The sequence below is a fragment of the Ruegeria sp. F5 genome, assembly GCF_056533845.1.
The window spans coordinates 12892-35087 of sequence record NZ_JBQFOU010000005.1 but is presented as its reverse complement, the minus strand read 5'-3'; the positions used below and the strand labels follow the sequence as shown (position 1 = coordinate 35087).

The following is a 22196-nucleotide window of genomic DNA, read 5'->3' as shown; positions in this document are numbered from 1 at the left end:
GAATACAAGCAAGGGACCGAAATGTCTGACAAGATCAATGTCGCAGTTGTTGGCCCGATCCCAAGGGACAATATCACCAGCTATCAAGGTGAAAAATTCCAGAAATTCGGCTGCGCGGTCTATACGGCGGTCTGCATGTCCTCGCTGGCCGGTCCGGGTTCGCGGATCCACGTCGTCAGCCATGTGCGCAGGTCGGACGTCGACAATGTTCGCAACTTGCTGTCTGAGTTTCCGTATCTGGATGTTAGCCATGTTACAGGCGACGCCGATCAGGGTGCGGTGATCGATCTGGTTTACGTCGATCAGAACCATCGCAACGAAAAGCAAACGGGTTTCATGAACCCGATCCTGCCCGACGACATCGAAGACCTGATGGATTGCGAGGCTTTCGTTTTCGTTCCGATCACGGATTTCGAGGTTCCGTTGGAAACGATCCGATACATCAAGGCCAACAGCGATGGTCTGGTTGTATTTGATGCGCATGGTCCCACCAGCGGGTGTTCAGCACATGGCGAACGGTATCATAAATTCTGGATCGACCGGGATCGCTGGCTTCCGCATATCGACCTTCTAAAGATGAATTTGGAAGAGGCTCAATGCAGTTGGTTCAAGGGAGAATACGGTTCTGACGAGTTGCAGGACATAAGCGAACTCACGATGGACCAGTTGCCCAAGTTCGCCCAACACTGCCTGGATCTGGGGGTCAAGGCGCTCTACGTCACGCTGGATCAACACGGCTGCGCCGTCTACCACAAGGATGAAACCGGCCGGATGCGGGAACATCTGGTCAAGCGCGTGCTTGTCGAGGATGTGGTCGACACCACCGGCTGCGGTGACAGCTTTGCTGGTGGCTTGGCTTTTGGCTACCTCAAGACTGGCGATTTCGTCAAAGCCTGCCAGTTCGGAAACTGTGCAGGAGCGCAGCGCTGCTCGAGCAGCGAGTTGGATGTCTACGGATCACTGGAAGAAACCGAACGTCAGATTGCTGAAACCTACGGCGACTGAATTATCCCAAATATCACCCGAATGGAGCCCTGACATGCAGACAATGCTGAGCAGTAGCGACTGGCTGATCGAAGAAACCCAATTCAATCTGGATGAAGCGAACTTCAAGGAGACCATTTTTACGGTCGGCAACGGCTATCAGGGCACACGTGGGTCGCTGGAAGAGGGTCACAAAGGAGAGCTGTCTGGCACCTATCTGGCTGGTGTTTACGATCACCATGACTCGACGGTGATCGATCAGGTCAATGTGCCGACCTGGCTGCCGCTTCGGGTTCGTGTCGAAGGTGAAATTCTGGATGTCCAAACGTGTAAAGTTGTCGAACATAGGCGGGTACTAGATCTGCAGACCGGATTTCTGCATCGGGATACCGTGTTTGAAGACAGCACAGGCCGTCGCACCCGCATCAACAGCATCCGGTTTGCCAGTTTTGCCGATCAGCATATCTGCGGCATCCGTTTGACGGTGACGCCGGAAAACCACTCGTCCAAGATAACTGTCGAAAGTGCACTGGATGCCCAACGGTACAATCTGGACCGCCTGCCAGCTTATCAGGGAAACCCTGAATTCCACCCCGAGGTTAAATGGGAAAAATGGGCCAAAAGCCGACACCTGAAGGTGACTCAGTCTCATGCAAACAGCGATGTATCCTATATCGAAGCTTTGACACTGGACACTGGCATTTCGATTGGAATGGCGTCTGTCTTGGATCGACCCTCAATCAGTGAGTTCAAAGGTGCAAGCCGCGACTATGAGCAGGTTTCACAAACCGTTTCGCTTGAGGCGCTCAATGGGCAAAGCCTGACCTTCGAAAAGCTGGTGTCGATTTATACGTCGCGAGATCTGAACGGCGAGGAATTGGCGGCCAAATGTGAAGCGTCTCTGGAGACAGCACAAGCCAAGGGGTTCTCAACTTGTCTAAGTGAAAGCGCTGCAGCATGGCGCGCAAAGTGGGACGCTTGTGATTGCGAGGTGATGGGTGATACAGAAGCGACACGCGCAATGCGTTTCAACATCTATCATCTGCTGATCGCTGCCAACAAAAACGACCCGCGCGCGAATATCGGCGCCAAATCCATGTCTGGGGAAGGGTACAAAGGTCACGTTTTCTGGGATACCGAAATTTTCCTGCTGCCATTCTACATTTTCACGCAGCCGGAGACGGCCAAAGTCCTTCTGAAATACCGTTACAACACGTTGAACGGCGCACTTGAGAACGCCCGAATGAATGGGCTTAAGGGCGCGCAGTACGCATGGGAATCTGCTGATACCGGAGTGGAGACAACGCCAAAATGGACAGCGGACGGTGCGAACCGTATCTGGACCGGAGAAGAGGAGATTCACGTCACCGCATGCGTGGCGTATGGCATCCTCAGTTATGTTGCGGCGACCGGAGACAGAGATTTCCTTCGCGATTTCGGTGCCGAGGTTTTGTATCAAACCAGTCGGTTCTGGATCAGTCGGCTGGAATGGAACAAAGACAAGGACCGGTACGAGCTGACAAACGTTATCGGGCCGGACGAGTTCCACGAACATGTCGACAACAACACGTTCACTAACCGAATGGCGAAATGGCATCTGGAGCAATCCGCACGTGTTTTTTCTGAACTCAGCGAAACCTCAACTCTGACCCATGATGACCTTCTGAACCAGTTGGGGCTGACAGCGAACGAAGTAGAGCAGTGGATTAAAGCCTCCAAAAAAATCTACGTTCCGTTTGACCCGTCTCGCAATCTAATTGAACAATTTGAAGGGTATTTTCAGCTTCAGGACATTCCCATCACGGAATGGGACAAAAACCGTATGCCAGTCTACCCCGAAGGGCATGACCACTTCTCACTGAACGGTTCAATGCTGCTCAAGCAACCTGACGTGATCATGTTGAACTATCTCTTGCCCGACGAGTTTTCGGACGAAATCAAAGCCGCAAACTATGCGTTTTATGAGAAACGTACGATGCACAAGTCTTCACTTAGCCCGGCCATTCATTCGATCATGGGGATTGAAGTCGGCGACATTTCCTCGGCGCATCACTATTTCGAACGGTCTGCCTTTGTTGATCTGGTCAACAATCAGGGTAACACGCAGGACGGGATGCATATCGCTTCGGCTGGCGGCACCTGGCAATCGCTTGTGTGTGGGTTTGGCGGGTTCAGGGTCAAGCACGGCAAGATGACGTTCAAACCCTGGCTGCCCGAGGCATGGTCCGGCATCCGGTTTAATCTGAAGTGGCAGGGGAATGACGTCGAAGTTCTAATTTCTCATGACGAGTGTCGGTTTAAGCTGATTGCTCCGTCCGGTACGAAAGAAGATATCGAGGTGATGGGCCATCCTGTTACTTTGATTGCCGGAGAGGAAGCGGTCTTCGCGCCGCAGCCTGCGTGACAATCAAGGTTATTCTCGCAGGAAGGGCCAAGGTGTGCCGAGGTGCTGTCGTCAGTCTGCAAGAGCCTCGGCAACGCGCGTGTGCAGTTGTTCCGCTGCCGCGTGATCGATGAGCAATTCGTTAACAAGCCCCCGGGTGATCAGTTCGAATACCGTATCACCTCGTTCCTTCTGAATCGCGACGACCACAACACCACTTTGGTCAGAATCGTCAAATGCCCGATCTGCTATGGCTTTGACATGCACTGTTTTGATCCCGGTCCACAGCCCGTTCAGTTCGTCAATCAGGTCCATCTTGGCCTGAGAAATTTCGGTTCTCGGGATCAAAATACCGCCAAGGTCCCCGACGACTAATTGCCGGAGATCGTCAGCTCTTAACCCGCCTGCCTGAACCAGCTCTTCAAAACTGCCCAGAACTGGAGTGCTTGAAGACCCGACGCTGGAAATCAACATATCCATTTTGCCAATCAACGCGTCTGGACCTGAAAACACGCGGTGAAATCCCGGGGTGTCAGAGATGTACTGCCAGATGGAACGGCGCATGGTCTCATCGTAGTGACGGGGTATGTATGCCGGGAAACCAGTGAGCTGAGGGCTATCCTCCGGCTGATCATTAAATAGCTCATCAAAAGTTCCGGCAAGCCGGCTGGCAGAGTATCCATGCTGAGCCAGCGACATCAATTCTGCGCAAACCGCTGCAAACTCTGTCTTTTGCGACTTATCTATGGGCCGCCTTGAGGCTGCAATCCCTTCTGCCAGGGACTTGATTGTTCGACCCCACGCAACGCCGATGACGTTCGATTTCTCAATCAGTTCTATCAATCGCCCGGATGCGGTTCGTCCAAACCTGGTACGGCGCTGTGACAGCGCAGCCTCGGTGTTCCCCGGGCCGCTTTCAAACACCCCAAGCCGAGGCGGTCTAAGCTTGTTCCTGTTGCAATATCGTTTCAGATCAGAATTCAACCCTGAAGGAGCCAGCAATTCGTCCATCTGGGCAATCCACTCGTCTGAGAATTGTTCTTTGACGAAGCGTTGTTCGATGACCAAGTAATTTTGGCGTTCAGCGTGTTTCAGTAACCGCGATACGTGCGGTTGGGATAGGCCACCAAGAATGGCCCCGATCTCTACCTGTGACATATTGTGCGTCGCGCGCATATAGGCCGCGCATTGGGCGCGTTCTTCGAAGGGCAGTTTCTTCACGTCGATCATTTGTTCAATATTGTCCGTTAGCAGGATCCTGACAGCGTGAATAATTATGCCAGATTAACATTCACATGCCAGCCGATTGAAGAAAATTCCCGACATGCTACGTGTTTCTGGCACAGGCTCGAACCAGGAGATTCAGCATGCCAATCAAAGGACTTATCTTTGACCTCGATGGTGTTTTGGTCGACACCGTGCCGGCGCATTTTGCGGCCTGGAAACGCATGTTCGAAGAACACGGGTATGAGTTTGGAAGGGCAGAATATCGACGTCTTGTCGACGGTCGCCCCCGTTTTGACGGGGCGCGTGCGGTCATGACCCGGCATTCGGAAACCGAGGTCAGAACCGCCGCAGACAAAAAAAATGTCTATTATGTTGAAATGATCGAGCGAGGCGAATTTCGTGTCTTCGATGCTGCTGTGCGCCTCGTAAGACAATGCCAGTCGGAGGGTTACGGGCTGGCGGCCGCTTCCAGCAGCGCTAATGTCCGAGCCGTTCTTGAAAAAGCTGGTTTGTTGGATGCCTTTCCGGTTGTTATCGGGGGCGATGATGTCGAAAAAGGGAAACCCAACCCTGATATATTCCTCACCGCCGCCAGCGGGCTGGGGCTGAAAGTGGATGAATGTGTCGTGATCGAGGATTCCTCCTCCGGGGTCGAAGCGGCAAAGAATGGTGGTTTCTACTGCGTTGGTCTTCTTCATGAAGATCACGAGAGTGAACTAACGGCGGCGGATTGCGTCGTTTCTTCGCTGGCCGAGATTGACATTGAGCAGATAGACGAAGCTAAGTCGTCATTGCCTGTCTAAGTACTTTTTTGCGAAACAAAACTGGATTTTTCGGGACAGATAACAGACTTCGCCTAAGGTTCAGTATCGTGTGCTCAACCTCTCGCAATTCCGTGTGCCCGAGTTGGACTATTGGCCGATTGGGTCAAGCTCCGATGCGGCGCTTGACCTTGCTGGGAAGGCACAGTTGGGACCGTTTGCGCGCGTGTGAAGCGGTCTTGTCAGAAGAATTTGGCTTGAGGCGGTCAGGGCGGTTGCGTAGCTTTTGCCCATGACCAAATCTGCCTCCTTTAAGTACTTTAAAACAAGTCCCGAGATCATCCGCCTTGCGGTGATGCTGTACATCCGTTTCCCGCTCTCGCTTCGGAATGTCGAAGATCTGCTGCACGAGCGAGGCATCGACGTAAGCCACGAAACCGTCCGATATTGGTGGAACAGGTTTGGCCCAATGTTTGCTGCTGAGATCAGACGGAAGCGCGTTCAGCAACTGCGGGCCTTCTCCAAATGGAAGTGGCACGTGGACGAGGTTTTTGTGAAGGTGAATGGCAAACGCCACTATCTATGGCGTGCGGTCGATCACGAAGGTGAAGTGCTGGAAGCGGTTGTTACCAAGCGCCGTACCTGGATTGAACTGGCTCGCGGATAACGTCTGCTCAGGCTAAACTATGCAAATGCAGCGAATGTCTCCTCTGACGGGCCGCACTGCGGCGACGGTCATCAAGGTCGAACGACGGCTCTGGGCCGCGATGAACCCAAAACTCAAATGGTGCCCAAGCTAATTACTCCAAGGCTTTCAGTAAACTTGGCAGTCGTGCACCTTGAAGCATGATATGATCGCGCATCAAAGTGTTCGCAGTTGCTCCATCCTTGTTGAAGATCGCCTCGGCGATCTGCTCATGCTCTTCGACCGATTTTTCCAGTCGACCAACAACTTCATATGGCAAGAGCCGATAGACGTTTATGCGAGCCTGAAGTCGTTCAAGTTGATCAATGAGCCATTCGTTTCCAGCTGCCCGGTGGATAGCCGCGTGAAACACGAGGTTTGCAGCTGCATAGGCAGCTGGGTCTTCTTTCGCGGCTGCGTCCTTGCATTGTTGCAAGCCTTCTTGGATCGACTTCTTGTGTGAGAGCGTCAAAGACTCGCTGGCTAAACGCGCCGCCATCCCTTCCAATTCCGCGGCGACTTCGAATAAATCGTTCAGTTCTTTCGCAGACAAAACTCGAACTATGGCACCTTTGCGAGGCCTCGTTTCGAGAAACCCGCCATCCACCATTGATCTAATCGCTTCACGTATTGGAGTGCGGCTGACGCCAAATCTTTTGGATAGTTCAGCTTCTTCCAACTGATCGCCAGGCTTCAGTAACCCACTGAAAATCTCGTTTTTTATCTGCTCGATAAGCATATCTGATGCACGCGGCATGACGGCTCCCTTCCAACATTTTCATACAGTGCGCCGGATTCCAATTCCATACAAAAAAGCATCAACAGGATTTTTTTAGTTGCTATATGTATACATATAAGACATGTAATAATCCACAAGGAGGAACCACGATGAAAAATTTTGCACGATCAACCACGCTGGGTTTGGCGCTATTGGCAGGCAGCGCGCAGGCGGAAGAACTGCGTCTGTCTCACCAATGGTCGACCGCAGATGTTAGACATGAGGTCGCTCAAATCGTTGCTGATGAAGTCGCCGCCGCGGATGTGGATCTTGAGATCAAGATCTTCCCGTCCAAATCGCTCTTTAAGCCGCGCGAACAGTATCGGCCACTGTCACGGGGGCAGCTTGATATGACGGTTTTCCCACTGTCCTATGCAGGTGGGCAACAGCCATCATTTAACCTCACTCTGATGCCGGGTCTTGTGAAGAACCACGATCATGCAGCGCGTTTGAGCCAGTCTCCCTTCATGGAAGCGCTCGAAAAGAAGATGGCAGAAGATGACGTGATGGTTCTTGTGCACGGTTATCTGGCAGGCGGCTTCGTCGGCAAGGACAAGTGCATCACCAATCCCTCCGATGTCGAAGGAATGCAGACCCGTGCGGCTGGAAAAGCCTTTGAGCAAATGTTGGTCGGGGCTGGTGCGTCGATTACATCGATGGCCTCGTCAGAAATCTACTCGGCCATGCAGACGGGTGTTTTGGATGCAGCAAACACATCATCTTCCTCATTTGTGTCCTACCGGATTTTCGAGCAGGTTGCGTGCTATACGCCGGCCTCCGACATCGCGCTTTGGTTCCTGTATCAGCCGCTATTGATGAACAAATCCACGTTTGAAGGCTTGTCGGGTGAGCAGCAGGCCGCACTCCTCGCCGCAGCGGAGAAAGCCGAGGCGCATTACCTCGAGCAGGCGAAGCTTCAGGACGCGAAATCGGTTGAGGTCTTCAGTGCAGCTGGTGTCGAAATCGCCGAAATGACTGCCGAAGACTTCCAAGATTGGCAAACGCTCGCACAGGAGACGTCATATGCCACTTTTGTCGCCGAAGTACCTGGCGGTCAGGAGCTTTTGGATCTCGCTTTGGCCGTCGAATAGCCCTGTTGCGTCCGAGGCCAATGCGCCTCGGACAACCTTTCCACTAAAGCAAAGGACGCCCGACATGTCCGGACACGCCCCTGCATCAATTGTTCGAACGACAAGTGACAACCAAATCGTTCGAACCATTCACCAAATTTCAAGCGCCGCCGGTTGGTGCTCTGCTTTAATGATCCTGACAGCTGTCGTTCTGACTTGTCAGATGATCTTTGTTCGATTTGTCCTCAATGGATCGACTGTGTGGCAAACAGAGATCGTCGTCTACCTCGTCATCGCCGCAGCTTTGGTCGGGTTGCCATTCGTTCAATATCAGCGGGGGCACGTCAATGTTGACTTGATCCCATTGGCACTGCGGGGGCGCGCTCGGTTTGGCCTTGCAGTTCTGACCCTCAGTTTGTCCATCATCATCACGGCGGTGCTGCTATTCTACGGCTACGAGTATTGGCACTTTGCCTACAAGCGTGGTTGGACATCTGACACGGTCACAGCCGTTCCGCTGTGGATCCCGTATCTGTCGCTACCTGTCGGTTTCGGTTTGTTGCTTCTCCAACTTCTGGCTGATCTTGTTGCCCTTTTGACAAAATCTGAAACCCCATTTGGGTTGGAGGCATAACGATGGACCCCCTCATCCTTGGCGCCCTTGTTGGCGTTTGCACTATCCTCGTTCTTTTCTCTGGCGTGTCTGTTGCCGTAGGCTTGATGATCGTCTCTGCTGGTTTCTTGTTGGTCTTTGACGGCATTCGGTCGTTGGAACTGATGCCAGAGATTTTCTTTGGAAAGCTCGACAGCTTTGCGCTTCTCTCGATCCCGATGTTCATCATCATGGGGGCATCGATTGCATCAACGCGAGCAGGAGCGGACCTGTATGAAGCACTCGAAAGATGGCTCACGCGCGTCCCCGGCGGGTTGGTGGTCTCGAACCTGGGCGCCTGCGCATTGTTCGCTGCAATGTCTGGTTCGAGCCCCGCAACCTGCGCCGCGATTGGTAAGATGGGCATTCCAGAAATGCGCAAACGCGGCTACCCGGAAGGGATCGCGACGGGTTCTATCGCGGCAGGTGGTACGCTCGGTATCTTAATCCCACCGTCGGTTACAATGATCGTCTACGGGATCGCGACGGAGACCTCGATTGGCCGTCTGTTTCTGGCAGGCGTCTTTCCTGGCCTGCTTTTGGTGGGGCTCTTCATGGTTTGGTCGCTCTACGCGACCTGGCGATCCGGCGATGCCGCGCTGCTGACCGCGCGCAGCTATTCCTGGGGGCAAAAATTCGAAGTTCTGCCGCGTGTTCTGCCGTTTATCGCAATCATCATCGGTGTGCTTTACACGATGTACGGCGGCGTTGCCACGCCGTCGGAAACGGCAGCAGTCGGTGCGATCCTGTGCCTTGTCGTGGCCATCGTCATCTACAAACTTTGGGATATCCGCAAAATCTGGATGATCCTGCAGGACAGCACCAAGGAAAGCGTGATGATCCTCTTCATCATCGCAGCGGCTGGCGTGTTCTCTTACATGCTGTCGAGCCTTTTCATCACGCAAAGCATTGCGACCTGGATCGGGACGCTGGATGTGAACCCTTGGGTCTTGATGATCGCTGTGAACATCTTTCTGATCATTGCGGGCTTCTTTCTTCCTCCGGTCGCAGTGATCCTGATGGCAGCTCCGATTTTGTTGCCGATCATTACAACCGCCGGCTTTGATCCGATCTGGTTTGCTGTGATCCTGACGATCAACATGGAAATCGGTCTGATCTCTCCACCCGTTGGCCTGAATCTATATGTCATCAACGGTATCGCCCCGGATATTTCGTTGAAGACGATCCTGACCGGCTCCCTTCCATTCGTTGCCTGCATGTTGATTGCCATCATTTTGCTCTGCGTTTTTCCCGGCATCGCAACTTGGTTGCCCGAAGCCGTCATGGGCCCCGCGCTCTAACCCTATCCCCTGAAAGGAAAGACCATGTCTTTTGCTACAAAGTACCGCCGTGTTGGCCTGATTGTTCCCAGTTCTAACGTCACCATGGAAACAGAAATTCCGGCGCTTTTGAAAGCGCGGGAGACGATTCTGCCCGATCGTTTTGCATTTCATTCGTCCCGAATGCGGATGAAAAGTGTGGTGAAGGAAGAGCTTGAAGCTATGGACGCCGACAGCCAGCGTTGCGCGGTCGAGTTGTCCGACGCGGCAGTCGAAGTGCAGGCCTATGCGTGTCTGGTTGCGATTATGTCCATGGGGTTGGGCTATCACCGAAAATCTGAAGTCAATCTCAATCAAGCGACGGTCGACAATGGATGCCCAACTCCTGTCCTGAACTCTGCGGGCGCGCTCATCGATGGAATGAAGGATCTTGGGATCAAAAAGGTCTCGATAATTTGCCCGTACATGAAGCCGCTCACGAAAATGGTCGTGGATTATATCGAGAACGAGGGTATCGAAGTGCAGGACTTCCTTGCACTGGAAATACCGGACAACCTCAAAGTCGCATCACAAGACCCAACAGCTCCTACCGAGCTATGGCGTAAGCTTGATACGCGCGGTGTCGATGCCATTGTTGCATCTGCCTGTGTCCAAATGCCGTCGCTCCCATCCATCGAAATGATTGAACGTGCGTCCGGCCTCCCAACTCTGTCAGCCGCCGTTGCAACGACGCGCCAAATATTGCGTCGCTTGGATTTGACTGAAGTTGCACCGGGCGGTGGTGCCTTGTTGTCAAACGGCATGACAGCGTCCTTGCAAGAAGTGGCCTGATTACTCTCTGCGCTGCTCTCTCGTGGGGCAGCGTATTTCCAAGCGAGACCAAATCTTGAACCTTGAACCGATTACCGAAGCTTTCGAAATGTCGCATCAGGTATCCATCTATCCGATCTCTCAAGCGACGACAGCAACGTTTACGGAACTCTATTTTCGGCTGACTTTCCTGTTCTTTATTCAACGCGGCAGCAAATACGTTCTGCACCCGACCCAAGGCGAAATGCTTGGCGAAGAAGGGGATTTGATGATCTTTCCACCGGGCGCTATGGTCACCATGGAAAACCGGCCGGTCATGAATGAAACCTACCGCGCTTTGGGAGTCTGCTTTTCTCACGATTTGGTGGATGGCGTTTTCTCTGATGTGCCCAAAACGCAGGCTGAAAGGGGCGTCCAAATTGTTAGAGCTTCAGAGCACAACCCATCTGATATCCTTAGCTTGATCACAGATACGCTGAACAACGCCTCGCTTCCGGAAATGATAAAAAAGCATCGACTATTAGAGCCTTTACTCTGGCTTCGCGCACAGGGATTCAATCTGCCAACGCAAGTTGAAGACGATCCAATCAGTCAAGTCCGCCGCTTGATCGAAACGGACCTCAGCCATCCTTGGATGGCCGGGGACGTCGCTGACCATTTCGCGATGAGCGAAGCTACCATGCGACGATGGCTGTCAAAAACAGGTCAGGGGTTTGCAAAGATTCTATTGCACACGCGATTGGAACGAGGGTTGAGTTTGCTGCAAACCACAGACAGCCAAATCTCCGCAATCGCAATGGATTGCGGTTTTAAAACGCCATCTCATTTTTCAGACGCATTCCACAAAAGGTTCGGGATTAGGCCAAAAGACATCCGTTCCGCGAAAGGTTGATCGAATTTCGACATTAGTTGCGTGGCTGCCGGAGGCGGCACCTGTGTGTGGTGTCTAATTTACTTCCATCGACAACACAAAAGTTCAGGAAAGGAACTGAACAATGCTACGCACATCTCTTCTTGCGCCCCTGTTGGTCGCAAGTGGTCTGACGTCCCCTGTTGTGGCGGACACCTTCCAACTCTCCAGCCCCCATATTGCCGAAGGCAGCCAGCTTGACGCGGCCCAGGTTTTCCAGGGCTTTGGCTGTGCAGGCGGCAACATTGCGCCGACACTGGCCTGGACCGGCGCACCTGAGGGTACTGAAAGTTTCGCGGTCACTGTCTACGACCCAGATGCGCCAACCGGCTCTGGCTGGTGGCACTGGTTCGCTTTCAACATCCCGGCAGATGTAAGTGAACTGCCCAGCGGCGCGGCGGTCCCGACAGGTGTAGTGGAACTGACCAACGACTATGGCGCGGAAGGCTTCGGCGGCGCATGCCCACCGCCGGGTGAGGTGCACCGCTACAACTTCACGGTTCATGCGCTCGGCACCACTCTGGAGTTGGACGATTCCGTCAGTAATGCACTGGCCGGGTTCATGGTGAACGCCAACAGCCTTGCCTCTTCCACCATCACAGCCGTCTACAATCGTTAACCACTTGCGCCCCGGGTTGGCACCGGGGCGTGACGTTTCCTCACGGAGAACACCCATGAAAATTACAATCAACAGCTTTGCCAATGGCTCACCGATACCCGCTAAGTTCGCCTTTGGACGAATTCCGACCAAAGGTCGCTTCGCATTGTCGAATAACGTGAACCCTTCGATCGCGTGGAGCGACGCACCTGAAGGCACAAAGTCCTTCGCTATCATTTGCCATGACCCAGATGTTCCATCATCTGGAGACGATGTGAATCAAGAGGGTAGGACGGTTCCAGCCGAGCTGCCACGAGTGGATTTCTATCACTGGGTCGTGGTGAACATCCCTGCAAACGTGTCCGAGATTCCAGAAGGTGCCGACAGTCTTGGGGTTACGGCCAAGGGCAAAACCGCCGGCCAGCGTTCCTACGGCAAAACGGGGATCAACAGCTACACAGACTGGTTTGCTGGCGATGGTGAAATGGGGGGGAATTACGGCGGTTATGACGGCCCGTGCCCACCTTGGAACGACAGCATCATCCATCACTACCACTTTACTGTCTATGCATTGGACATCGACCAGCTGGATCTACACGGATCCTTTACCGGGGCAGACGCGCTGGCGGCCATGAAAGGTCATGTCCTGACAAATGTCTCCCATATCGGCACCTACAGCATGAACCCCGACGTAGTTGCCTTAGCAATCTAATCACCGGGAGCCTCTTACAGGCGAGGCTTCCGCTCCCCAAGGGTCGACCCATGTTTTACGAACCGCAAAACGGCCACAGTCTGCCGCACAATCCCTTCAACGCGCTCATCACACCAAGACCGATTGGCTGGGTTTCCACCCGCGGCGCAGATGGATCGGAGAACCTCGCACCGTATTCGTTTTTCAACGGTGTCTCTTACTCCCCTCCGCAGGTCATGTTTGCATCAACGTCCAGCAAAGAGGATCGCCAACGCGGTAAAGACTCTATCGGCAACGTGATCGATACAGGGGTATTCTGTGTCAACGTAGTTGGGCACGAAATGCGCGACGCGATGAACAAGACCTCTTTGTCGGCGAGCCGCGATATCGATGAATTTGAACTCGCCGGGCTCGAACGCACTGAATGCGAAACGATCCCTTGCTCACGTGTGGCCCACGCCCCTGCGAGTATGGAGTGTAAACTGACCAAGGTCGTCGACCTGCCTGGCAGCTCCAATATCGTAGCCTTTGGTGAAGTCACAGGCATTCACCTCAACGAGAAATATCTGATCAATGGCATCTTTGATGTTACCAAATTCCAACCCTTGGCACGTTTGGGCTACCAGGACTATGCGCGTGTCACAGAGCTGTTCAGCCTCAAACGGCCAAGCGGGTAAATCTCTTCAAAGGGCAGAGGAATTGAGTTTTTCTCTGGCTATGTCAGTCAGACAGAGACAAAAACTCCCAGGGTGGCAAATTGCCTTAAGTCGGCCATAAGCGCCATTGTTGCGCTTAGAAAGCCAATATTGATCAATGGCTTTGCCGCACTGCAGCGAACGGCAGCTATGTAGATTGCGACCGCAGCATACGGGGAGGGTGCCCAAGGTCTGCTATGGGCCGAGAGTGACGGCTACGAAACCTTTCAAACCACACTCAGGTTTGCGTCACTCGCAAGAAAGCGAGCGCCCGATAAGACGGCATTGATTTCGAGTTTTCCCCTTTGCATCTATTGCATCCATCGACCAGCTAACATTCGACTCCCGGGTCAACATTAAGAAGCCGAAATCGCTGTTGCTGACTACTATACTTGCAAGGCTGCCAGCAACTTCAACGTTGGTAGCAAGATCGGTGGGCATGGGATCAAGCTGCGTTCCTCCATTGCCGCTTATCCACTGGACTGGACCGTCCAGTAAATCGATCGCCTGAAAGGCGTGAATGTGGCCTGACAAAACAAGTTTGACTGTTTCCGGAATGATCGGGCTGAACGCCTCACGCTGTGTGTCGTCACCATCAATCAGCTCTCCGAACGCGTGCATGTTTACCCAAAGTGGACGGTGCGTGAGAAACCAAGCGTCGACGCTGGTACTTTCAAACAGGTCTTGGGCCATTCCTCGGTAAACGTTTGTCAACTCGGGGCTGCTATGCGGTGCCGGTCCGGCGGAGGAGTCGAACGAAATCAGATCAAGACCATCGACAGAAGCGATCCGCGGCAAGGTTACAGCGGGACAATTCGAGGGAACGGGCCCGGCTTCGAAATACCGAAACCACCCTTTGTCGCCGCGTCCGCAGTTCTCGTGATTGCCCCTCAGGAGAAGAATTGGGACGCGCCTGAACAGACTGTTCGCCGGGTCCAGCCAGTCTGCCGACCAGTATTTGAAGGTGTCACCAAACGGAGATCCACCGCATTTTTCTGCGTCCGGGCATTCCGACGCCTGATACACGTAGTCACCAACATGGATAACCAAATCTGGCGATCTGGACGCGATCTCCTCGAGGATGGAATTCAACGGCCAGGTGGCTGGATCATTGCAATTTTGTACTCTGCTGCCGCGAATTCGGCACCCGGTATCCCCGATAACGGCAATCCGTTGCACGCTTGGATTGAGCGTAGGCAGCGGGTTTCCTTCGAGCATTATTTTTTGAGCCAGTATTGGCGCGTGGTAGTCGCAAACCAGATGGGGAAACCGGCCCTGTGGCATCGCTCGCTTTTTCATCGCAACAGTCTGATCATCGATTTGCAACAAGGGGCAGTCAGGCGATGCAGTGATTGCTCTTACAATGATCTGATTATCCGGTCCGAGATGGACCCAATGATGCAGCACGTCTGCCTTGGAAGACAAAACCGTGAAACACAGCCAAACCCATGCCGCAAAAGCGAGTGAAGCGGTTCTCGTCAAAATGCCGGGCCCTCTTTCGGAATATACTGCAAGCTTAGGTGTGAGGCGAAGTAAGTCCAGTGAATATCAAATCCGGCTGACTTAAGCGGAACAATAGGAACTCACTTCAGAATATCTGAGATGGCTCCTATTGTCTCAGCTGATTAATATCCGGAACGCAGGATTTTCGGTGTTCGGGTAACTTTGTGGCTCCATCTGCGCGCTTCTGGAAAATGTTGTGATGAAGAAGTTTGATTTTTGGATGCGTCAGCGTCCCTACGACTTCGAATGGCCAGGCGCTCCGAGATAAAGGCCTGCCGAGTTTTCGGGCCTCAGCCTGAATTGAAATCGTGTTTTTTATCCAATCCAGATCGCCATGGGCAACAAGCTGTACCTTTTGGGTCTCCGCAACAAACGAACTGAATGAAACGTCGCCAGCATCGATTTTGATCGGCACGGCCAGGCAAGTGATCTTGCTATACCCTTTTCTTAACTCTTCGGAAATCAACCATGGAAAAATGCCAAGACCGGACAGTTCGAGAAGACTGGTTGAAATTCCGCCATTTGACATCACGATGAATGCCGAGCCTTTCATCGAGTTAATATAGGCATCTGCCGAGCGCCTGTTTCCGGAGAGTTCAAAACTTCCATGCAGCCGCCCGACAGCAGAATATTTGGTATCGAACTCTTTGAACAGGGTTGCCAGATTCCAGTCCTTTATGGTGCCTAGAAGTGAAAGTAACTGCGGGCTCTTCACCATATTCATTTTTGCAGTGGCAGAGAAATGACCGCCATCATAAGCAACCTCGACGGGCCCAAGCTGGGCAAGGCCGTTCTTTGCTTTAAGGTTGCTGGATAAGCTGGTTATCGCCTGTTCGCCCTCTATTTTCTTGATGTCAATGGACACATCGACATCCTGATCCAGCAGGAAATCTTCTGCTTCAATGAGGTCGGCAGGCTTCCGTTTCGACACGTTCCGATCTGCGCCCCGGGTGCCAGGTTGGCGAAAGCTTGTCGCGATGCGCGAACCAACGGCAACAGCGTTTTTGATGTCCTGCAATGCGATGCTTTGGCTGGAAATCTTGCCTTGTGTCATTACTCGCGCGCCAGCCGTGGATGTCTTCAGGTTGGCATTCAGCACCGACTTGCCGGATGTCAGCGCAATTTCACTTGAGAAGTCTTCTTGTTTTCCGTTCGAGGACACGCTGACCGTTAACGGTCTGGTGTTGACCGATTTCTGGCCGATGGCGGCCAGGAATTGCGCGCTGTCTTTGATGTCCAGATTGAAATCGAAGGACAGGTTTTCAAAGTCGTTTACGTTCCCGAGTTTAGCCTGGGATCTCAGTTCCCAAATCTCGGTATCAACCGTGTGCGCATCGAACTGGTTGAGACTGAGGAACCCCTGAAGATCATCGACAGAAAAGCTGCCTTTGACACCGCCAAGCGACTTTGCACTAGGGTCTCGAAAAAACAGCGATGACGGGATCGACATCGTGCCGCTAAAGTCGATCTCTTTCAGGCGCAACAGGTCTTTGATGTCGCCTTTGGCAGTAAAGTAGGGTTGATCCTGCGGTCCTGCCTGCAACGCGATGTCTTCCAGTATGAGGTTACCATTGTCAGCACGAAACATGCGGCCAAAGCGCACCGGACCGATTTGCTTCAACTCGTTGTCAAACGCATTTGTCGTGAGGATCAGATCCTGAAATTCCAGCGCGTTTTCCGTGCCGACGATATGGGTCGAAATGTTGGTGAGCTTTAAATCTTTTAGGTCTGTAGCCGTTTCAGGTGGTTCACCCTGCGGATAGAACCGTCCGTTAATTGCCAGATCGATCCCTTCAAAACCGATCAGATCGTCGACAGTACCCTTCGCAGTTAGCAATTGACCGTTCGAAAGGTTTAATGCTGTGCTGAAATCCGAGACCTTCAGTTTTGGGTTTTGGTTTTTTACATCGGCCACCAAAGTTGCCTGACCTTCAACATCACGGTCGAGTCGGAGAAGCTCGAGTAGATCGCCAATTTCGCCAGTAACCAACGTCAGCTTGCCTTCGAAGCCACCACCGTTTTGCGCGGTGATGGGACTTCCGTTGAAACCGAGTGTCATCGCACCGAAATTCGCATTTGTTGTGAATGGTTGGCCTCGTGGATAGTCACCTTTGATCTGAAAGCTCTGCCCGTTCACGGTTCCGTTGCTTGTGACTGTTGCACCTGCATTATCGCCGAGTTGATCCAAGTGCAGGTTTGCCAATTTGAAATCGAATTCGAAACCAGTTGTCTCATTGTCCACGATCAGCGCGACCGACGTGAAAGCCACCGTTTTATCGCTCAGGAAATCCAGAATACCATCCGTGTCATTCTGTATCCCTAACGCTGTAGTACTGACCTCAGGCCGATTGTCCGCCACCCAGCTTTGCACCCCGTCTGTGTCGGTCAGCAGTTGAACATTCAGGCCATCGATTTTCAGGTTGTCGATATTGATCTGGCCTGAAATCAACGCTGGCAGGTCTAATTCCAGTTCCAGAACCTCCAAGACTGCCAGGTTCACGTTCTCTATGGTCTCGCTAGGCACCACGACTTTTGTTGCACGAACGTGACTTGTTGCACTCAGAATGATGCTGACATCCCCTTCAATATACACCGTCTGACCGATTTGTTCTGAAAGTATCTTCTCCAACATTGGAGTTCGAAGCCCGGAAAATACAGGCAAGGCCAAAGCAGACCAAAGGAGCACGAAAAATAGAACGACGAGCAAGGCAGCGCGTCTTGTTATGCGTAGAGTCGCCGTCATAGAATCCCGCCACCTTTGCCGTACATCGACAACATCCTTGAAAACATCTGCTCAGAGAGGGTACCGAACGGCACCACGTGAGGAAACTAAATTGAGCTGCGTGGCAAAGCCCTGCCATGGATCAATATGAATGCCTTCGCAATGCGGGCTATCGAAACCGCTCGGTCTGACTTAGAAGCGGCTCAACTACAATGCGGTCCAGTGTTTTTTGACAGAGGTCTCATTGATGAGGCGGTCGCATTAGAATACTCGCGCGGACCATCGCTTGGTGAAACTCTTGGCGATGCTCGTGTCCACTCGGCGCCAGTAGTCTTGTTTCCACCTTGGAAAGAGATTTTCGAAAGTGACGCTGTACGCAAACATGATTTTCAAGCTGCGGTAGAGGAGTATCATCGCATAGAAAGTGCGTTGAATGACCTTGGTTACGAGGTTTTGGTTTTACCAAGGGTATCCGTGAGCGAGCGGGTTGAATTCGTGCTGGATAAAATTGGAACGACTTAGTTCGGATGACTGCTTGGTGCGCGATTTGTAATTTCGACCCACGCGGATTGCCATACGGCAGATCAAGGTCTGCTTTAATAGGCTACACTATGGCATCAAACGAATGGCAGGAACTGCCGGTTTGGACGGGATATTTTGAGGGAAACGGAGCAGGGGTATGTGCTGCGTCTGTTCCGAAGTCGGCTTCGCTCCGGACACGGAGCGATTGTTAAGAGCAAGGGCAGAAAGCTGCCCTTACTTGATTGTTTCCTTAAAAAGGGAACCGATGGTGTGAAGGAGGCGGATGTTCAACCTCCGGTGGAAGGCCGACGTCCTTCCTCAGGTGAGCCGGAAGCTCGGCTTTTCTGCGTAGAACAGACTGTTCGGCGCTGGATCGCCGGGCGAAGATAGCCGTTAGCCGCAGTAAGAGGCCACGCGACCGGTTGATTGGATTATAAAGTGATAAGCTTGGCATTGTTCTCTCCATGAAATGATGGAAAGCCGCCACATGAGAAAAACACAAAAAAGGCCGCTCACGAGGCGGCCTTCAGATCGGAAACCTGTCAGACCGCTTTAACGGGCTACTGCGCCTACCGCGCGAAGCATTGAGGTCTGACAATTCATCATATCTGATCTCTCCTGTATCAGGGTTTCCGGTTCATCCAGTTACCAGACGAGTGGTCTCAATTCAACTACCCACACACGTATTGGTCGAATTTCGCTGGATAACCGCGGCGAACTCTCACTTTGTTGCGTGGGGTGCGCGCTTTCCAGCCGCCAAACTTCGCTACTGCAGCGAATGTCTCCTCTGACGAGCACACCGCAGCGACCGTACCCTTTTTTCAACGGCAGCTTTGGGCCGTCCCTGCTGCAGGAGTGCGCCCTGTCCGGCAATCAAGCTGCGTTCGATCTAACGACTGCGAAGAGCCCACACTTCGGAGTATCCGCATTGCGGCCCAATCGTGGTGTTAGAAAGGTTTCTCAAACGAACAGCAGAATGGTTCCAATTCAACCGGTTTGCGGGATTTTTATTGACTAATTCAGTTGTCTTGCTGCGCAACTTTAGGGAAATGACACGCGACACCGTGACCGTCGGAGGATGTTTCAAGCTTCGGCTTCTCAACACTGCAGATTTTTTGAGCTACAGGACATCTCGTGCGAAACGGGCACCCAGACGGAGGCGATAGCGGTGACGGCAGTTCCCCGTCGACCATCAATGACGCCCGGTCCGCTGGAGCAGTCTTGTCCAAATCCGGCACAGCAGCAATCAAAGCGCGGGTATATGGGTGCGACGGGTTCCGATATATGGCGTCGCTGTCGGCCAGTTCCACCACATTACCCAGATACAGAACCATTACGCGTGTGGAGATATGTTTTACAACGCTCAGGTCATGGGCGATGAACATCAGAGAGAGATTCATCTCTTTCTGCAGATCCATCAGCAAATTGATCACCTGCGCCTGGATCGAGACGTCCAGCGCAGAAACCGGCTCGTCACAAATGATCAGCTTGGGCTCCAGTATCAGTGCCCTCGCAATCCCGATCCGCTGACACTGGCCACCGGAAAACTCATGCGGATAGCGGTTGACCATGCTGGGCAACAGGCCAACCCGCGCCATCATGGCAGCCACTTTCGAGCGGATCTCGGATCGGGGCATCTGGGGGAAATGTGTCCTTAACGGTTCGGCGATGATCTGACCTAAAGTCATGCGCGGATTCAGCGATGCTAGAGGATCCTGAAAGATCATCTGCAGGTCCTTGCGCTGGTCGCGCATGGCGTTGCTATCCAATTCCAACAGGTCCTGCCCCATCCACAACACCCGCCCGGAATGCGCAGGTACCATCCGTATGACAGCGCGGGCCAGTGTGGATTTACCGCAACCGCTTTCGCCCACGATACCCAGCGTTTCACCGCGTTTGATGTCGAAACTGATCCCATCAACTGCCTTGATGTACCGCTGTTCTTGTTTCGCTGCGAAGACGGCACGACCGTATTCGAAATAGACTTTGACATCATCGACCGTCAGCAGTGTTTCGGGGCTAGTCATGCGAGTTCCTCCGGGGACAAATGACAAGTGCGGCTGCGATCCCTCGCGAAGCGTTCCAGTCGGGGCTTTTCAACGATGCAGCGGTCAATGGTATTACTGCAGCGCGGGGAAAAAGCGCAGCCTTTGGGCGGGTGTTGCATGTTGGGCGGGTTGCCGGGAATGGTGGCCAACTTGGTGTCATTTGACTCCAACCGAGGCACCGCGTGCAGCAATCCACGGGTATAGGGATGGGTAGGTCTGGCAAAGAGTTCGCTCGTCGGGCCGGTTTCCATGACGCGCCCACCATAGAGAACCAGCGTGTTCTCGCATGATCCCTTCACAACGCCAAGGTCGTGGGTAATCAACATGATACTCATGCCGAAATCGCTTTGCAGGTCGCTGAGCAGATCCATAATTTGCGCCTGAACAGTTACGTCCAGCGCAGTTGTCGGCTCGTCGGCGATGACCAGCCTGGGATGGCATAGCAGGGACATCGCGATCATCACCCTCTGTCGCATACCACCGGAAAACTCGTGCGGGTACATGTGTACACGTCTTGCCGGATCGGGGATTTTCACCGCGTCCAGCATTCTGGTGCTGTCTTTGATGGCATTTGTTTTACTGAGCCCTTTGTGAAGCATCAGTACCTCAGCCATCTGTTTGGACACTCGGACGAACGGGTTCAGCGAGGTCATTGGATCCTGGAAGATCATCGCAATCTGCGCAGCGCGGTAGGTGTTCATCACTTTTTCCGACGCATTCAAGATCTCGGTTCCGTCGAATTTGACCGAACCGGTCACGCGCCCGTTCCCCGCGATCAGCCCCATGATTGAAAACGCTGTCTGGCTCTTCCCTGATCCGCTTTCGCCGACGATGGCCAGCGTCTTCTGTTCTCCGAGCGTAAAGCTGACGTCCTGCACGGCACGTACTTGTCCATCGGGCGTGTCGAATTCAACGGACAGATTTTTGACTTCCAACAAGCTCATGATTGGTCCCTACCTGTCTTTGGGGTCCAGCGCATCGCGCAGGCCGTCACCGATGAAGAAGAAGCAAAAGAGCGTCACAATAAAAAAAGCGAGCGGGAAGAAAAGCTGCCAGTAGGTGCCGTATTGCAGGGTCGAGGCACCTTCGGAGATCAGCGCTCCCCAGCTTGTGTTGGGCTCCTGAACGCCGAGGCCAAGGAACGAGATGAAGCTCTCGGTCAGGATCATCTGAGGCACCAGCAGGGTGGCGTAGATCACGATCACACCCAGCAGGTTCGGGATGATGTGCCGGATGACAATCACATGATGCTTGACCCCGATGGCCAGCGCCGCCTCGACATATTCCTTGGATTTCAAAGCCAACGTCTGGCCGCGTACAATCCGTGACATTTCCAGCCAGGAAATTAAACCGACGCCTACGAACAGCAACCACATCGAGCGGCCAAATACGACCAACAATAGGATCAGCACAAACATGTACGGGATCGACATCAGGATATCGACAAGCCGCATCATGATGTTGTCGGTGCGTCCGCCAACATATCCGGCGGTCGCGCCGTAAAGAGTCCCGAATGTGACGGCGATCAACGAGCCGACGATCCCGACCATGAGGGAAACCTGCGTTCCCTGAATAACGCGCGCAAAGAGGTCCCGGCCCAGTTCATCGACGCCGAAATAGTGGCCGTTTTCGAATGACGGCGCGCCTAGCGTCGCGATGTCGCCCAACACGCTCCAATCCACCTCTTCGTTGCTCCACGCGGCCATAAACGGGCCAAGAACGGCAACAATGCATATAAAACTAAGCACGAACAGGCTGATGACGGCGGCCCGGTTCTGCAGGAACCGACGGCGCGCATCCTGCCAGAGGGAACGCCCTTTGGTCGGTGCTTCCACAAGGCCGTTTGGATCTACAATAGCGGTGTCAGACATAGTGCG

Annotated in this window: 19 protein-coding genes and 1 pseudogene; 13 read left to right on the top strand and 7 right to left on the bottom strand. The window is 53.2% G+C overall.

Features of this window, described 5'->3' with window-relative positions; translation table 11 throughout:
- Nucleotides 1–21 precede the first annotated feature (21 nt).
- Nucleotides 22–1005, top strand: a complete 984-nt coding sequence (locus ACR0K1_RS09045; protein ID WP_480609427.1) for a carbohydrate kinase family protein — start codon at nucleotides 22–24, stop codon at nucleotides 1003–1005.
- Between the two features lie 34 nt (nucleotides 1006–1039).
- The gene (locus tag ACR0K1_RS09040; RefSeq protein ID WP_480850142.1) at nucleotides 1040–3388 is read left to right on the top strand and encodes a glycoside hydrolase family 65 protein; all 2349 of its coding nucleotides are present in this window, start codon (nucleotides 1040–1042) and stop codon (nucleotides 3386–3388) included.
- Nucleotides 3389–3439: 51 nt separating this feature from the next.
- Here ACR0K1_RS09040 and ACR0K1_RS09035 read toward each other — a convergent pair whose 3' ends face one another.
- Nucleotides 3440–4597, bottom strand: a complete 1158-nt coding sequence (locus tag ACR0K1_RS09035; protein WP_480609432.1) for a sugar-binding transcriptional regulator — start codon at nucleotides 4595–4597, stop codon at nucleotides 3440–3442.
- A gap of 137 nt (nucleotides 4598–4734) precedes the next feature.
- On the opposite strand from ACR0K1_RS09035, the gene ACR0K1_RS09030 reads away from it, so the two are divergent.
- Nucleotides 4735–5397 carry an HAD family hydrolase gene (locus ACR0K1_RS09030; protein WP_480609434.1) on the top strand — a complete coding sequence of 221 codons (663 nt, stop codon included), beginning with the start codon at nucleotides 4735–4737 and terminating at the stop codon, nucleotides 5395–5397.
- A gap of 250 nt (nucleotides 5398–5647) precedes the next feature.
- Nucleotides 5648–5995 (top strand): annotated as a pseudogene (locus tag ACR0K1_RS09025) (IS6 family transposase); the annotation flags it as partial.
- Between the two features lie 160 nt (nucleotides 5996–6155).
- On the opposite strand, the gene ACR0K1_RS09020 reads toward ACR0K1_RS09025, so the two are convergent.
- Nucleotides 6156–6797 carry a GntR family transcriptional regulator gene (locus ACR0K1_RS09020; protein WP_480850139.1) on the bottom strand — a complete coding sequence of 214 codons (642 nt, stop codon included), beginning with the start codon at nucleotides 6795–6797 and terminating at the stop codon, nucleotides 6156–6158.
- 131 nt (nucleotides 6798–6928) lie between these two features.
- On the opposite strand from ACR0K1_RS09020, the gene dctP reads away from it, so the two are divergent.
- From dctP to ACR0K1_RS08980, 8 genes are all read left to right on the top strand, one after another.
- Nucleotides 6929–7909: a TRAP transporter substrate-binding protein DctP gene (gene dctP / locus ACR0K1_RS09015; RefSeq protein ID WP_480850137.1), complete on the top strand. Its 981-nt coding sequence runs from the start codon at nucleotides 6929–6931 to the stop codon at nucleotides 7907–7909.
- Nucleotides 7910–7973: 64 nt separating this feature from the next.
- Nucleotides 7974–8522 carry a TRAP transporter small permease gene (locus ACR0K1_RS09010; protein ID WP_480850135.1) on the top strand — a complete coding sequence of 183 codons (549 nt, stop codon included), beginning with the start codon at nucleotides 7974–7976 and terminating at the stop codon, nucleotides 8520–8522.
- Nucleotides 8523–8524: 2 nt separating this feature from the next.
- The gene (locus ACR0K1_RS09005; RefSeq protein WP_480850133.1) at nucleotides 8525–9841 is read left to right on the top strand and encodes a TRAP transporter large permease; all 1317 of its coding nucleotides are present in this window, start codon (nucleotides 8525–8527) and stop codon (nucleotides 9839–9841) included.
- 24 nt (nucleotides 9842–9865) lie between these two features.
- Nucleotides 9866–10651 (top strand): maleate cis-trans isomerase family protein, encoded by a 786-nt coding sequence (locus ACR0K1_RS09000; protein WP_480850131.1) that lies wholly within the window; start codon nucleotides 9866–9868, stop codon nucleotides 10649–10651.
- 22 nt (nucleotides 10652–10673) lie between these two features.
- Nucleotides 10674–11522, top strand: a complete 849-nt coding sequence (locus tag ACR0K1_RS08995; RefSeq protein ID WP_480850129.1) for a helix-turn-helix transcriptional regulator — start codon at nucleotides 10674–10676, stop codon at nucleotides 11520–11522.
- 103 nt (nucleotides 11523–11625) lie between these two features.
- On the top strand, nucleotides 11626–12159 hold the full coding sequence (locus ACR0K1_RS08990) for a YbhB/YbcL family Raf kinase inhibitor-like protein (RefSeq protein WP_480850127.1): 534 nt from the start codon (nucleotides 11626–11628) through the stop codon (nucleotides 12157–12159).
- 55 nt (nucleotides 12160–12214) lie between these two features.
- Nucleotides 12215–12850 (top strand): YbhB/YbcL family Raf kinase inhibitor-like protein, encoded by a 636-nt coding sequence (locus ACR0K1_RS08985; RefSeq protein ID WP_480850125.1) that lies wholly within the window; start codon nucleotides 12215–12217, stop codon nucleotides 12848–12850.
- A gap of 50 nt (nucleotides 12851–12900) precedes the next feature.
- Nucleotides 12901–13506, top strand: coding sequence for a flavin reductase family protein (locus ACR0K1_RS08980; protein WP_480850123.1), 606 nt, complete (start codon nucleotides 12901–12903; stop codon nucleotides 13504–13506).
- Between the two features lie 267 nt (nucleotides 13507–13773).
- On the opposite strand, the gene ACR0K1_RS08975 is transcribed toward ACR0K1_RS08980, so the two are convergent.
- On the bottom strand, nucleotides 13774–14853 hold the full coding sequence (locus ACR0K1_RS08975) for a metallophosphoesterase family protein (RefSeq protein WP_480850121.1): 1080 nt from the start codon (nucleotides 14851–14853) through the stop codon (nucleotides 13774–13776).
- A gap of 280 nt (nucleotides 14854–15133) precedes the next feature.
- Nucleotides 15134–17770 (bottom strand): AsmA family protein, encoded by a 2637-nt coding sequence (locus ACR0K1_RS08970; RefSeq protein WP_480850118.1) that lies wholly within the window; start codon nucleotides 17768–17770, stop codon nucleotides 15134–15136.
- Between the two features lie 90 nt (nucleotides 17771–17860).
- Between ACR0K1_RS08970 and ACR0K1_RS08965 the strand changes: the two genes are divergently transcribed.
- On the top strand, nucleotides 17861–18271 hold the full coding sequence (locus ACR0K1_RS08965; protein WP_480850525.1) for an AAA family ATPase: 411 nt from the start codon (nucleotides 17861–17863) through the stop codon (nucleotides 18269–18271).
- Nucleotides 18272–19290: 1019 nt separating this feature from the next.
- Here ACR0K1_RS08965 and ACR0K1_RS08960 read toward each other — a convergent pair.
- The 3 genes from ACR0K1_RS08960 to ACR0K1_RS08950 are packed head-to-tail and all read right to left on the bottom strand — an operon-like array spanning nucleotide 19291 to nucleotide 22190.
- Entirely contained in the window at nucleotides 19291–20298 is a 1008-nt protein-coding gene (locus ACR0K1_RS08960; protein ID WP_480617178.1) for an ABC transporter ATP-binding protein, read from the bottom strand.
- A complete protein-coding gene (locus ACR0K1_RS08955; RefSeq protein WP_480850116.1) occupies nucleotides 20295–21263 on the bottom strand; it encodes an oligopeptide/dipeptide ABC transporter ATP-binding protein in 969 nt (322 codons plus the stop codon). The genes ACR0K1_RS08960 and ACR0K1_RS08955 overlap by 4 nt, the downstream gene beginning before the upstream one ends.
- Before the next feature lie 9 nt (nucleotides 21264–21272).
- Nucleotides 21273–22190, bottom strand: coding sequence for an ABC transporter permease subunit (locus ACR0K1_RS08950; protein WP_480850114.1), 918 nt, complete (start codon nucleotides 22188–22190; stop codon nucleotides 21273–21275).
- Nucleotides 22191–22196: the final 6 nt, after the last annotated feature.

Bases quoted from the DNA above. Each gene is read 5' to 3' on its own strand.
- dctP (WP_480850137.1), top strand. From the start codon at position 6,929: ATGAAAAATTTTGCACGATCAACCACGCTGGGTTTGGCGCTATTGGCA.
- ACR0K1_RS08980 (WP_480850123.1), top strand. From the start codon at position 12,901: ATGTTTTACGAACCGCAAAACGGCCACAGTCTGCCGCACAATCCCTTC.
- ACR0K1_RS09010 (WP_480850135.1), top strand. From the start codon at position 7,974: ATGTCCGGACACGCCCCTGCATCAATTGTTCGAACGACAAGTGACAAC.
- ACR0K1_RS09035 (WP_480609432.1), bottom strand. From the start codon at position 4,597: ATGATCGACGTGAAGAAACTGCCCTTCGAAGAACGCGCCCAATGCGCG.
- ACR0K1_RS09020 (WP_480850139.1), bottom strand. From the start codon at position 6,797: ATGCCGCGTGCATCAGATATGCTTATCGAGCAGATAAAAAACGAGATT.
- ACR0K1_RS09045 (WP_480609427.1), top strand. From the start codon at position 22: ATGTCTGACAAGATCAATGTCGCAGTTGTTGGCCCGATCCCAAGGGAC.
- ACR0K1_RS08950 (WP_480850114.1), bottom strand. From the start codon at position 22,190: ATGTCTGACACCGCTATTGTAGATCCAAACGGCCTTGTGGAAGCACCG.
- ACR0K1_RS08985 (WP_480850125.1), top strand. From the start codon at position 12,215: ATGAAAATTACAATCAACAGCTTTGCCAATGGCTCACCGATACCCGCT.
- ACR0K1_RS08990 (WP_480850127.1), top strand. From the start codon at position 11,626: ATGCTACGCACATCTCTTCTTGCGCCCCTGTTGGTCGCAAGTGGTCTG.
- ACR0K1_RS09000 (WP_480850131.1), top strand. From the start codon at position 9,866: ATGTCTTTTGCTACAAAGTACCGCCGTGTTGGCCTGATTGTTCCCAGT.
- ACR0K1_RS08970 (WP_480850118.1), bottom strand. From the start codon at position 17,770: ATGACGGCGACTCTACGCATAACAAGACGCGCTGCCTTGCTCGTCGTT.
- ACR0K1_RS09030 (WP_480609434.1), top strand. From the start codon at position 4,735: ATGCCAATCAAAGGACTTATCTTTGACCTCGATGGTGTTTTGGTCGAC.
- ACR0K1_RS09005 (WP_480850133.1), top strand. From the start codon at position 8,525: ATGGACCCCCTCATCCTTGGCGCCCTTGTTGGCGTTTGCACTATCCTC.
- ACR0K1_RS08955 (WP_480850116.1), bottom strand. From the start codon at position 21,263: ATGAGCTTGTTGGAAGTCAAAAATCTGTCCGTTGAATTCGACACGCCC.
- ACR0K1_RS08960 (WP_480617178.1), bottom strand. From the start codon at position 20,298: ATGACTAGCCCCGAAACACTGCTGACGGTCGATGATGTCAAAGTCTAT.
- ACR0K1_RS09040 (WP_480850142.1), top strand. From the start codon at position 1,040: ATGCAGACAATGCTGAGCAGTAGCGACTGGCTGATCGAAGAAACCCAA.